This window comes from Nonomuraea sp. NPDC050404, from assembly GCF_040655495.1.
GTDB lineage: Bacteria > Actinomycetota > Actinomycetes > Streptosporangiales > Streptosporangiaceae > Nonomuraea.
This window is the reverse complement of sequence record NZ_JBFAKB010000043.1, coordinates 55,561-67,849: the sequence shown is the minus strand read 5'-3', so window position 1 is coordinate 67,849 and position 12,289 is coordinate 55,561. Positions and strand designations below refer to the sequence as shown.

At 70.1% G+C, this 12,289-nt stretch carries 10 protein-coding genes; 7 read left to right on the top strand and 3 right to left on the bottom strand.

The genetic code is table 11. The annotated features are described in order from the left end of the window. The first annotated feature begins 1 nt into the window (after position 1). From rpsD to truA, 4 genes are all read left to right on the top strand, one after another. The gene (rpsD, locus tag AB0I81_RS58855; RefSeq protein ID WP_360678219.1) at positions 2–628 is read left to right on the top strand and encodes a 30S ribosomal protein S4; all 627 of its coding nucleotides are present in this window, start codon (positions 2–4) and stop codon (positions 626–628) included. Between the two features lie 105 nt (positions 629–733). Beyond that, positions 734–1,750 (top strand): DNA-directed RNA polymerase subunit alpha, encoded by a 1,017-nt coding sequence (locus AB0I81_RS58850; RefSeq protein ID WP_043623495.1) that lies wholly within the window; start codon positions 734–736, stop codon positions 1,748–1,750. A gap of 120 nt (positions 1,751–1,870) precedes the next feature. Beyond that, on the top strand, positions 1,871–2,419 hold the full coding sequence (gene rplQ / locus AB0I81_RS58845; protein WP_360678217.1) for a 50S ribosomal protein L17: 549 nt from the start codon (positions 1,871–1,873) through the stop codon (positions 2,417–2,419). Between the two features lie 78 nt (positions 2,420–2,497). Further along, the gene (truA, locus tag AB0I81_RS58840) at positions 2,498–3,499 is read left to right on the top strand and encodes a tRNA pseudouridine(38-40) synthase TruA (RefSeq protein ID WP_360678215.1); all 1,002 of its coding nucleotides are present in this window, start codon (positions 2,498–2,500) and stop codon (positions 3,497–3,499) included. Here the strand turns inward: truA and AB0I81_RS58835 are convergent. The 3 genes from AB0I81_RS58835 to AB0I81_RS58825 form a co-directional block, all read right to left on the bottom strand. Next, a complete protein-coding gene (locus AB0I81_RS58835; RefSeq protein WP_360678213.1) occupies positions 3,486–6,536 on the bottom strand; it encodes a hypothetical protein in 3,051 nt (1,016 codons plus the stop codon). The genes truA and AB0I81_RS58835 overlap by 14 nt on opposite strands. Before the next feature lie 99 nt (positions 6,537–6,635). Beyond that, positions 6,636–8,825, bottom strand: a complete 2,190-nt coding sequence (locus tag AB0I81_RS58830) for a hypothetical protein (RefSeq protein WP_360678211.1) — start codon at positions 8,823–8,825, stop codon at positions 6,636–6,638. Positions 8,826–8,849: 24 nt separating this feature from the next. Next, positions 8,850–9,524: a CAP domain-containing protein gene (locus tag AB0I81_RS58825; RefSeq protein ID WP_360678209.1), complete on the bottom strand. Its 675-nt coding sequence runs from the start codon at positions 9,522–9,524 to the stop codon at positions 8,850–8,852. Between the two features lie 395 nt (positions 9,525–9,919). On the opposite strand from AB0I81_RS58825, the gene rplM reads away from it, so the two are divergent. From rplM to glmM, 3 genes are read left to right on the top strand one after another with little or no spacing between them, the layout of a single operon-like run. Then, entirely contained in the window at positions 9,920–10,363 is a 444-nt protein-coding gene (gene rplM / locus AB0I81_RS58820) for a 50S ribosomal protein L13 (RefSeq protein ID WP_049562428.1), read from the top strand. Positions 10,364–10,390: 27 nt separating this feature from the next. Continuing rightward, entirely contained in the window at positions 10,391–10,918 is a 528-nt protein-coding gene (gene rpsI / locus AB0I81_RS58815; RefSeq protein WP_360678206.1) for a 30S ribosomal protein S9, read from the top strand. Position 10,919: 1 nt separating this feature from the next. Next, positions 10,920–12,266 (top strand): phosphoglucosamine mutase, encoded by a 1,347-nt coding sequence (gene glmM, locus AB0I81_RS58810; RefSeq protein ID WP_360678204.1) that lies wholly within the window; start codon positions 10,920–10,922, stop codon positions 12,264–12,266. Positions 12,267–12,289: the final 23 nt, after the last annotated feature.

The window sequence follows — 12,289 nt, the reverse complement described above, 5'->3', positions numbered from 1 at the left end:
AATGGCTCGTTACACGGGCGCGGACTGCAAGCTCTGCCGTCGCGAGAAGACCAAGCTCTTCCTCAAGGGCAGCAAGTGCGAGTCCGCCAAGTGCCCCATCGAGATCCGTCCTTACCCCCCGGGTGAGCACGGCCGCGGACGTCCCAAGGAGTCCGAGTACCAGCTTCAGCTTCGCGAGAAGCAGAAGACCCGCCGCATCTACGGCGTCCTCGAGAAGCAGTTCCACAACTACTACGAGGAGGCCGCGGGCAAGACCGGCAAGTCGGGTGAGGTGCTGCTCCAGATCCTGGAGAGCCGTCTCGACAACGTCGTCTACCGCGCCGGTTTCGCCCAGTCGCGCGACGCCGCCCGCCAGCAGGTCCGTCACGGGCACTTCCTGGTGAACGGCAAGAAGGTCGACATCCCCTCGTACCGCGTGCGCGAGCACGACATCATCGAGGTCCGTGAGACCAAGCGCAACCTGCTGCCCTACGAGGTGGCCCGCGCCACCGCCGGCGAGCGCGGCGTTCCCGCGTGGCTCGGCGTCGTGCCGGACAAGCTCCGCGTCCTGGTTCACCAGCTGCCGGTTCGCCAGCAGATCGACACCCAGGTGCAAGAGCAGCTCATCGTCGAGTACTACTCGAAGTAGTCCTTCGGCTGGGCCGGGGTGTGGATTTCCGCATCCCGGCTAAGCTTTGTATATCGGAGTGGCGTCATATAGCGGTCGCCACACGAAACAGGGGAGAACCCGCACATGCTGATCGCTCAGCGTCCGACTCTGCTCGAAGAGTCGATCGACGAGACCAGGTCCCGATTCGTCATCGAGCCGCTGGAGCCGGGTTTCGGCTACACCATCGGCAACTCGCTGCGCCGTACGCTGCTGTCGTCCATTCCGGGCGCGGCCGTGACGAGCATCCGCATCGAGGGCGTGCTGCACGAGTTCTCGACCGTTCCCGGGGTCAAGGAAGACGTCACCGACATCATCCTGAACCTCAAGGAGCTGGTCGTCTCCTCCGAGCACGACGAGCCGGTCGTGATGTACCTGCGCAAGCAGGGCCCCGGTGAGGTCACCGCCGCCGACATCGCGCCGCCGGCCGGTGTCGAGGTGCACAACCCCGAACTGCGCATCGCCACGCTCAACGGCAAGGCGAAGCTGGAGATGGAGCTGACCGTCGAGCGCGGTCGCGGCTACGTCTCCGCCGCGCAGAACAAGCAGCCGGGTCAGGAGATCGGCCGGATTCCGATCGACTCGATCTACTCCCCGGTGCTCAAGGTCACCTACAAGGTCGAGGCGACCCGAGTCGAGCAGCGTACCGACTTCGACCGCCTCATCCTCGACGTCGAGACCAAGCCCGCCATGAAGCCGCGCGACGCGGTGGCCTCCGCGGGCAAGACGCTCGTCGAGCTCTTCGGCCTGGCCCGCGAGCTCAACGTCGAGGCCGAGGGCATCGACATCGGCCCGTCGCCGACCGACGCCGCCCTCGCCGCCGACCTGGCGCTGCCGATCGAGGAGCTCAACCTCACGGTCCGCTCCTACAACTGCCTCAAGCGCGAGGGCATCCACACCGTGGGTGAGCTCGTCGCCCGCAGTGAGCAGGACCTCCTCGATATAAGGAATTTCGGCGCCAAGTCGATCGAAGAGGTCAAGCAGAAGCTGCACGAGATGTCGCTGGCGCTCAAGGACTCCCCGCCCGGGTTCGACCCGAGCGCGGTGGCCGGTGGCGGCTACGACGACGACGACAGCGCGTACGTCGAGACCGAGCAGTACTGATTCTGGTCCCCGCGCTCTCTGCGGGGGCTCGACAACGGACCGCGCGGTGCAAGACCGCGGTCCGGCCCGACCCCGGTACCTGGTACGGCCGGGGCGGGTTAACCCAAGAGGAGAAAGACCATGCCCAAGCCCACCAAGGGTGCACGTCTTGGCGGCAGCCCGGCGCACGAGCGGCTGATCCTGGCGAACCTCGCCACCGATCTGTTCCGCCACGGCAAGATCCGCACCACGGTCGCGAAGGCCAAGCGCCTGCGTCCGGTCGCGGAGCGCCTGATCACCAAGGCGAAGAAGGGCGACATCCACAACCGGCGTCAGGTTCTGGCCGTCGTTCGGGACAAGGGCGTCGTGCATCACCTGTTCACCGAGATCGCGACGACGTTCGCCGAGCGTCCCGGTGGTTACACCCGGATCACCAAGATCGGTGCGCGTAAGGGTGACAACGCTCCGATGGCGGTCATCGAGCTGGTGACCGAGCCGCTGAACGGCGTCACGACCCGCCGCACCGAGCCCGAGGCCACCGCGCCGGCGGCTGCGGCCGCTCCGGCCGAGGAGGAGACCAAGGCTCCCGAGGCCGACGAGGCCCCGGCTGCCAAGGACTCCGAGCCTGCGGAGGCTTCCGAGTCCTCTGAGACCTCCGAGGCTTCTGAGGCGAAGAAGGACGAGGCCTGATTTTTCAGGCTGTATGAGACGGGCCCGGATCCCCTGGCGGGGGGTTCGGGCCCGTTTCGCTATCCAGGGAGGATCATTGTGGTACGGCTCCGCCTCGACCTCGCGTACGACGGGACCGGCTTCTCGGGATGGGCCAGGCAGCCGGGGCTGCGTACGGTTCAGGGGGAGATCGAGCAGGCGCTCGGCCGGATCCTGCGTGCCGACGAGCCCGTGATGCTGACCGTGGCCGGGCGTACCGACGCGGGGGTGCACGCGCGGGGGCAGGTCGCTCATGGGGACGTGCCGGAGGCGGCGCTGGGGGAGCTCGACGGGAACCGGGGGCCGCTGGGCGTCGATGAGCGGCTCTCTGCGCTTGTTAGGCGGCTTGGGGGTGTCCTGGAGCCCGATGTACGGATTTTTCGTGTCACGGTGGCTTCTGAGGGCTTTGACGCTCGGTTCTCGGCGATGTTCCGGCGGTACGCGTACCGGGTGAGTGATGCCCCGGGTGGTGTGGACCCGCTGCGGCGCCGGGAGGTGGTCTGGCACAACCGGCCGCTGGACCTCGGCGCGCTGAACGCGGCGGCCGCGCGACTGCTCGGAGAGCACGACTTCGCGGCCTTTTGTAAGAAGCGCGAGGGCGCCACCACGATTCGTGAGCTGCAGCGGCTGGAGTGGGTCCGGCGGGCGGACGGGGTGCTGGAGGCCACCGTCGTGGCCGACGCGTTCTGCCACTCGATGGTGCGGGCGCTGGTCGGGTCGTTGCTGGCCGCCGGTGATGGGCGGCGGGCGGTGGAGTGGCCCGGGGAGGTGCTGGCGCGGGGCGTACGCGATTCGGGGGTGCATGTGGCGCCGGCGCACGGGTTGTGCCTGGAAGAGGTGGGCTATCCGCCGGAGGCGGAACTCGCCGCGCGGGCATTGGCCACGCGGCGAGTACGAACTGCGGCCTCAGCCCTTGAAGATGAGGACCTCGATGGTGCCACTCTTGATGGTGCCACTCTTGATGGTGCGGCTCTCGATGGTGCGGCTCTGGATGATGCGGCCAGTACGAACGGCGGCATTGATGGTGCGGTGAGTGGGGACGGCGGGCTCAGCCCTTCGTGATGCGGCGTTCCAGGACCTGTGAGGTGTGGTCCCGGAAGGCCCCGCTGACCTTGGGCAGGGTCTTGTCCTTGGCTTCCGGGGTGTGGCCGTCGGCGTGTGTGGCGTAGCTGAAGACGATGTAGCGGCCCCAGACCAGGCCGGCCGCGTAGCCGCCCGCGATGTGCACGCGCTCGCCGCCCGAGCCGGTGGAGCCGGGCAGGCCGCGGAACCAGACGTTGCGTGACAGGTCCTTGGCCTGGTCCGCGGCGGTGGCGGCGTCCTTGTCAGGCAGTACGGCGATGCCGGTGGTGACGGCGTAGCGGCGCTTGCTGTCGACGTACGTGGCCCGCAGCACCCTGCTGCACTTCCGCTCCTTCAGCGCGTCGGCGAACGCGCCGATCGCGGCCCTGTCGCAGGTCGTCTCCATGTGCGCCTTGACCCTGTTGAACGTGGTGCCCGCCGCGCTCACCTTCTTGCTCGGGAACGCCTCCGACAACGACAACTTCTGCGGGTCGGTCGTCTCGGTGTTGAGCATCGACGTGCCCGCCGCTCCGTCGGCCGGTGGCGGGGTGCTCCGCTCCGTGGCCGTCGGCGGTGCCGAGGTGGTGGCGCGGGCGGCGGCCGTGGTGGGCGTGGGGGCGCTCATGGCCTGAAAGGCGAAGAAGCCGCCGGTCGCCACGCCTGCCAGAGCCAGGGCGCCCAGTGTGACCAGCAGGGCCCGCTTGCTCTTGGCCGGTGGTGGCGGGGGTGGGGGCTGGGTCTGGAACGGGGGTTGCTTGAACGCGCCCGGTGGGAAGGCCGGTCCGCCCTTCTGGGGGGCGGGCAGGGTCAGGGAGGTCGAGGAGCGCTGGCCCCAAGTGTCCCTGGAGAACGGGAGCTCTGGCAGTTTGTCGCCGGAGGGCGGGGGTTCGGGCAACTTTTCGCCCGGGGACCGGGGGTCGGGCAATTTGTCGCCGGAGGATGGGAGTTCTGGCAGCTTTGCGCCGGAGGGTGGTGTGGGGGGCCAGACGGGTACGTCGCCCGGTTCCGGCGGGCGGGTGGACGGGGTGTTGGCGGCGTCGTGCCTGGCCGCGGTGGGGTCGAAGAAGTGGGCCCGCTGAGGGCCGGCCGTGGCCTGTCGGGGTGGGGTGGGGCGGGTGATGTCCTCGTGGGTGAAGGGCTGGGCCTCGTCGTGCTCCGCCGTTGCTACGGGGGCGGCGAGGTGGGGTGGCTTGCGGTCGGACTTGGCGTCGATCGGCGGGATGCCGGTGGGGTCGGTGTCGTCCGCGTGGCGGGTGTCGTCCTGGTGGGCCTCTCCCGGCTGAGGACCGCGCGGGTATTGCGGGTTTTGCACGCGTTGCGGGGCTTGGGAGTTTTGCGAAGCATGCGGGCCGTGTGGGGCATGTGCGCCTTGCGAGGGATGTGCGCCCTCTGGGGCACGTGCGTCGTGTGGGGCTTGCGGGTCCTGTGGGGCTTGCGCGCCCTGTGAAGGATGCGCGCCCTCTGGGGCATGTGCGCCCTGTGGGAGACCCTGTGGGGCTTGCGCGCCGTGCGGAGCTTCAGGGTGAGTGCTGACGAGCCCGGTGTCGTCGGGGCCGCTTTCGTTGTGCCCGGCGCTGGTGTGGTCGGCGTTGCTGTGGCCGATGGCGGTGGACTGAGGGCTTCCAGGTCGGGCGGCTTCCTGGTCGCTGGGTTCGCCTTCGTTGGGCCCGTGTTCGGTGAGTCCGTGTTCGTCGGGCTCATGCTGGCCGGGCCCATGCTGGGTGGGCTCCTGGGCGGAGTGCTGGGCGGCGTCGTGTTTTGCGGCGGCCGGGTCGAAGAAGTGGGCCGGGCGGGTCCAGCCCTCCGGGTTGGTGGAGTTCGGGGCGAAGGGCGGGGGCAGGCTCGGATCGTCGGCGTCGGGTACGGCCTCCAGCTCGCCCGTGGCGGCCGGCCATGGCGACATGGCGTGCGGGTCGGTGACGGGTCCGGGCCACACCGGCATGCCCGCCGCGGCGGCGGTGAACGCGGGTGGCGGCTCCCAGGGCGGTGCGCCGGGCACCACCGGGTCCACCGGCCAGCGTCCCGTCTGCCTGCCGCTCTCTTCCCCCGCCTCGCTCCACGGGCGTATGTCGCGCAGGCGCCCGGGGCGAGTCTGATCGGACTCTGCCGAATGCGGGTGCGCCGGCGGCTGCGGGTGCCCGGGCCAGGCCTGCTCGGCCTCGGGGGCACTGGAGGGCGGCTGGTCGCGCTGTGGTGCGCCGAAGGGTGGCTGGTCGGACCCCGGTGCGCCGAAGGGAGGGCGGTCGGGCTGCGCGCTGAAGGCGTGACCGACGTCAGGCGTGCCGAACGGCGGGTGGTCGGTAGCCGCGCCGAACGGCGGGCGATCGGTAGGCCCGCTGAACGGCGGAAGGTCGGCAGCCGCGCCGAACGATGGATGGTCGGCGGGTGCGCTGAAGGGCGGGCGTTCGGCGGGGGTGCTCAGCGGTGGGCCGTCGGCCGCTGCGCCGGACCTCGGGTGGTCGGTGGGTGTGCCGAACGGCGGGTGGTCGGTTGCCGCACCGAACCTCGGATGGTCGGCGGGTGTGCTCAATGGTGGGCCGTCGTCAGCCGCGCCGAACCTTGGGTGGTCGGTGGGGGTGCTCAGGGGTGGGCCGTCGGCCGCTGTGCCGAAGCGTGGGTGGTCGGCAGGTGTGCTCAGCGGTGGGTCGTCGGTAGCTGCGCCGAACCTTGGGTGGTCGGTTGGTGAGGTGGGTGGCTGCTGGCCGCCGTACGGAGTGAAGGGGGTTTGGGGTGGGGGGAGGGTGAGGTTGGGGTCTGTGGGGTTGGAGTACCAGTCGTACGGGGCGGCTTCGTCGCCGGGCACCTCCCAGGGGTGAGTGCCGGACGGCTCCGTCGTACGGGATATGTCGGGCGGCGGTTCCGTGAAGGTGGGGACGGCGGAGGAAGTCTCGCCGTCCGCCGCCTCCTCGGAAGGGCTGAACGCCGGTGGAACGTCTCGCTCGCTGGTCTGGCCGAAGCTCGGCGGTGGCGTCGCAGGGGTGGCCGAGCCGTCGGCCTCCCTGCGATCGTGCTCGGATCCGGGTTCCTGGCCACGCATAACTGGAGCCTAGCGAGAGTAGCGAGATCGTTATGTCGGTATGGGTGTTCCCAGCGGCATCAGGCGACCCGATTGTCACTCATGTCACACAATGCCGGTTCAGCTCAGCGCGTTACCGGTGAGCGTACGGTGATCCAGAGCCTGGTACACCGTGGCCTTGGTGATGTCGTTGATGGCCTCGGAAATGCGCTTCGACCCCTTTGAGTCCGGCTTCGTGCCGTCCTTGTTCTGGAACCAGACCAGGATCGCGTAGTGGCCGTACGTCGAGATCTTCGCGCCGCCGCTGCCCGAGCCGAGGAGTTTGGTGACGGTGTCCTTGCCTGCCAGCGGCTTGACGTAGTTCTCCTTGTTGCCGGCCTTGGCCACCTTGGTCGACTGCTTGCCGCTGCTGAGGTTGGCTACGCCGACCGTACCGATCACCTTGCCGGCCTTGTCGCGGAAGCTCGCGCGCAGGAACTGGGTGCACTTGGCGGACTTGAGCGCCTTCTGCAGGGAGTCGCCGAGGGCGCCGTCCGTGCACTTCTTGTCCTTGCTGGTGATCGTCATCTCGTAGCCGCGGCCGGAGACCGTGAACTTCTTCTTGGAGCCGAAGAACTCCTTGACCGAGATGGCGTCGGGGTCGGTCTCGCGGTCGGCGGCGAAGCCGTACTTGCCGGCCGGGACCGAAGGCAGCGGCGCCGAGGTCTGGCGGGCCGCGGCGGTCTGGGCGGTGACGGGGGGATCGGCGTTGAACATCAGCGCCAGGCCGCCGCCGAGCAGTCCGAGCACCGCCACACCGCCGAGAGCGAACCACAGTGGGGCGCGTGATCGCTTGCCCTCGTCGTACGGGCTCCAACCGACCCTGCTCTGCGCGGGCTGCGGGGTTCCTCCGTCGGCTGCCGCCGCGTTGTCGTCCTTGCGGGCACGGCGGCCCCTGCTGGGCTTGAGCGCGTCGGCGCCAGGGTCGTCTGAGTCGGGGGAGTCGGCACCGAAGGCGTCGGCTCCGAAGGCGCCCGATGCGGCGGCGTCGGGTCCGGGGGTCTTCGCCCGTCGGTGGCCGGGCTTGCGGCCTTCGGGTGTGGGGCCATCGGATCCAGGACCGCCGGGGCCGCCGGGTCCACCGGGCGCGCTTCCTCCAGGGCCGCCGGGTCCACCGGGTCCGCCGGGCGCGCCTGCTCCAGGGCCACCGGGGCCGGATGCGCCTGCCCCAGGTCCACCGGCTCCAGGTCCACCGGGGCCGGGTGCGCCGAATCCACGGTTGTCGGAACCGCGGCCGTCACGCCCAGCTGCGCCGGGGCCGTTGGGCCTGCCGCCGCCGAAGGAGTCGTCGCCGAACGGGTCACGGGCGAACGGGTCGCGGCCGATCGGACCGCCCTGCTGAGGGCCGCCCTGCTGGGGACCGCCCTGCTGGGGACCGGTCGGTGGTCCGCCATGCCGGCCACCTGCGGGTCCGCCTCCCGGAGGGCCGCTCATGAACAGGGTGCCCGTGGAGTCTTCGCCCCCGGCGCCTCCCGCAGGTCCACCGCCGGGCCCTCCCGGGAGCCCGCCGTCCTGCCTGCCGCCGCCGGGCCCCTGCGGAGACACACCGCCGCGTCGGCCGCCCGCCGGTCCGTCGGCAGAGGAGGAGCCGCCGCCGAAGAAGCCGCCCGCGGGGTCGCCGGCTCCGGGGCCGTTCGCGGGGCCGCCCGGGGGGCCGTCGTTGCCGAAGAAGCCGCCGCCTCCGGGGCCGCTCGGGGAGGTGTCGTTGCCGAAGAAGCCGCCGCCTCCGGGGCCGCTGGGGGAGGTGTCGCCGCCGAAGGAGCCGGGGGCGTTCGCGGGGGTGTCGTAGCCGGGGAGGCCGGGGTCGCCACCTCCCGGTCGGCCCCTGCGGGGGCCGCTGTTGGAGGAGGAGCCGCTGGCGAAGAAGCCGCCCGGGGGATCACCCGCTCCGGGGCTGCTCGGGGGGTTGTCGCCGCCGAAGAAGCCGCCGCCCCCAGGACCGCTCGGGGAGGTGTCGCTCCCGGGGAAGCCACCGCCTCCAGGGTGGCCGCTGGGGGAGGTGTCGCCGCCGAAGAAGCCGGGGCCGTTCGGGGAGGTGTCGTCGCCGAAGAAGCCGCCACCGGACCCGCTGTCGCGGGGGCCGCCGTTCGCTGGTCCGCTGTTGGTGAAGAGGCTGCCAGCAGGGCCGCCGCCTGCGGGAGCGTCGCCTGCGGGGCCGCTCATGAGGGGGTCACCGTTGGGCGCGCCGCCCGGCTGCTTCGGGGCGCCTCCCATCCCGTAGGGGGCGCTGCCCGTGCCGTGGTCACGTTCCCCACTGCCGTTGGAAACCATGCGGCGACATTACCGTGATGTTCGTCATTGGGTTCCGAAGTCCTGGGTCCACCATGGGCCGCCGGGACCCGAGGCGACGCCGACGCCGATCGCCTTGAGGCGGCAGTCGAGGATGTTCTTGCGGTGGTCGGGGCTGTCCAGCCAGCCGCGTACCGCCTCTTCAGCGGTGTTGTATCCGGCCCCGATGTTCTCCGCCGCACCCCACCGGTATCCGGCCCGCTCCATCCGGTCCCAGGGCGAGGCGCCATCGGGGGAGTTGTGCGCGAGTTGCCCTGAACGGGCCATCTCCAGCGAGTGTGTACGAGCCGACCGGCTGAGCCCGCTGTCCACCCTGAGCGAACCGCAGCCCCGCTCGACCCGGGCCTCGTTGGTCAGGCGGACCACCTTCGAGGCCACACCCGTCAGCACCCGTACGCCTTCGCGCCCGTCGTCGAACACCGCGGGATCGTCATGAGAGTTGAAGCCGGGGATCTGGTCCTGCGGCGTCTTGGTGGGCTTGGGCGTGGCGGAGCCGCGCGGGACCTTCTTGGTCGTGGCCTCGCGGGGGATCCTGTCGAGCTGCGGCTGGGACTTCCTGGCCGTCGTCGGGGCGGGGTTGGCCGTGGCGGCGGCGGGCGGGGCGGTCTCGTTCAGGTAGACGTGGCGGGCGGGCTCCACGTCGCCGGTCAGCCGGCCGATCAGCACTCCCATGAAAAGCATGGCCATCATGAGACAGACGAACACACCCAGGTGGCTCCGGCGCCGAAGGCCGCGCTGGGTTTGCCGGGTTTGAGAGTTCCGCCACATACCGCCGCTAACGATAGAGATGTCTGGTCTTGGGAAAGAAGGGGTCCCAGGGAAACGAAATCGAACCGTTCTGCGGTCAGGTAGAATCGCACAGGGTTACCGGTCTTTTGACCACCACGCCTCCGGGCGGGTAGCCTAGTCGTCTGTTGTGTGCACAGGTCCAGCGTGACCGATGCGCGGCGCGTCCGGCGTCATCTCCCGTACTGAGGAGACGGAAGGTCCGGGCTGTCGTGTGCCCGCACCGACCGACCAATGAGCTGTCGCATCCCGACAGCGCCGAAGACGCGAGCATAAAGAAGGCTACGACCGTGCGCACGTACTCACCGAAGCCCGCCGACGTCCAGCGTCAGTGGTACGTCATCGACGCGACCGATGTCGTGCTGGGCCGGCTGGCCAGCCACGTCGCGATCCTGCTCCGCGGCAAGCACAAGCCGATCTTCGCCAACCACGTTGACACCGGTGACTTCGTCATCGTCATCAACGCCGACAAGATCGCGCTCAGCGGCAACAAGCGTGAGCAGAAGAAGGCTTACCGCCACTCGGGCTACCCGGGCGGTCTGCGTTCCGTCAGCTATGGCGAGCTCATGGACAAGCGGCCCGACAAGGCAGTGGAAAAGGCCGTCAAGGGCATGCTGCCGAAGAACTCCCTCGGCCGGAAGATGGCCAAGAAGCTGAAGGTCTACGCGGGTTCTGAGCACCCGCACCAGGCCCAGCAGCCGGTGCCGTTCGAGATCACCCAGATCGCCCAGTAGTAGCTTCGAAAGATTTAGAGGAGAACCGTGGCTGAGCCCACCGGTGTCGAGACGGCCGTCGAGACGGCCGAGGTGGAGGACTTCTCCAGCAGCGAGGAGTTCCCGTCCGAATACACCACCGAGTCCACCGCCAGCGCTGACGCTCCCGTGCGCAAGCCCGTCACCACGGGCAACTCGTACGGCACCGGCCGCCGCAAGGAGGCGATCGCCCGCGTGCGCATCGTCCCCGGCACCGGCAAGTGGACGATCAACGGCCGTTCGCTGGACGCCTACTTCCCGAACAAGGTCCACCAGCAGATCGTCAACGAGCCCTTCGTGGTGCTCGGCGCCGAAGAGGCGTTCGACATCATCGCGCGCATCGACGGCGGCGGCGTGACCGGTCAGGCCGGCGCGCTGCGCATGGGCCTGTCCCGCGCCCTGGCGATCCTGGACGTCGAGGTCAACCGCCCGCCGCTGAAGAAGGCCGGCTTCCTCACCCGTGACGCCCGCGCCACGGAGCGGAAGAAGTACGGCCTCAAGAAGGCCCGTAAGGCTCCGCAGTACAGCAAGCGCTAAGTTGGCGCGCCTTTTCGGCACCGACGGGGTACGTGGGGTCGCGGGTCGCGACCTCACGGCACAGCTCGCCATGGACCTGTCCGTGGCGGCTGCGCACATCCTCGGCGATGCAGGCGCGTTCGCCGCTACCGGACGTCGTCCGGTGGCGGTCGTAGGCCGGGACCCGCGTGCCTCGGGAGAATTTCTCGAGGCCGCAGTGGTCGCCGGCCTCGCGGCGTCTGGAGTGGATGTGCTGCGCCTCGGCGTGTTGCCCACCCCGGCCGTCGCCCACCTCACCGCCGCGCTCGGCGCCGACATCGGCGTCATGTTGTCGGCCTCGCACAACCCGGCGCCCGACAACGGCCTCAAGTTCCTCGCACGGGGCGGCTTCAAGCTGTCCGACGCGGTCGAGGACGAGATCGAGCGGCGGCTGGGCGAGAAGTGGAGCTTCCCCGTCGGCTCCGGCGTGGGACGCGTGCGCGACGCCTACGGTGAGGCGGATCGCTACATCTCGCACGTGCTGACCACGATGACCGCGCCGCTGGACGGCCTGAACGTCGTGGTCGACTGCGCGCACGGCGCCGCCCACATGGTGGCTCCCGAGGCGCTGGTACGAGCGGGCGCCAGGGTCGAGGCCATCGGCGCCAGACCCGACGGCCTCAACATCAACGCCGGCGCCGGCTCCACCCACCTGAGCAAGCTCCAGCAGGTGGTCGTCTCTCGCGGAGCCGACCTGGGCGTGGCCTACGACGGCGACGCCGACCGCTGCCTGGCGATCGACCACACGGGCGCGATCGTGGACGGCGACCACATCATGGCCGTACTGGCCGCCGCCATGCACGGCGACGGCCTGCTGGCCAAGGACACCGTGGTCGCGACCGTGATGTCCAACCTGGGCTTCAAGCTGGCGATGCGCGACGCGGGGATCACCGTGGTGGAGACCGCGGTGGGCGACCGCTACGTGCTGGAACGGATGAAGTCCGACGGCTTCAACCTGGGCGGCGAGCAGTCGGGCCACGTCATCATGCTCGACCACGCCACCACGGGCGACGGCCTGCTCACCTCGCTGCACCTGCTGGGCGTGGTGGCCAAGTCGGGCGTGCCGCTGAAGGAACTGGCCTCGGTGATGACGCCGCTGCCGCAGATCCTGATCAACATCAAGGACGTGGACAGGGGCAAGGCCGCGGTGCCCGAACTCGTCGCCGCCGTCGCCGAAGCGGAGGCGGAACTGGGCGAGACCGGCCGCGTCCTGATCAGGCCGAGCGGGACCGAGCCCATGATCCGCGTCATGGTCGAGGCCGCATCGGAGGAGCACGCCTCACAGGTGGCGGGCCGCCTGGCCGACGTCGTCCGTACGGCCTGCGTCTAGAAGTCTCGTCGGGTACGGCATCG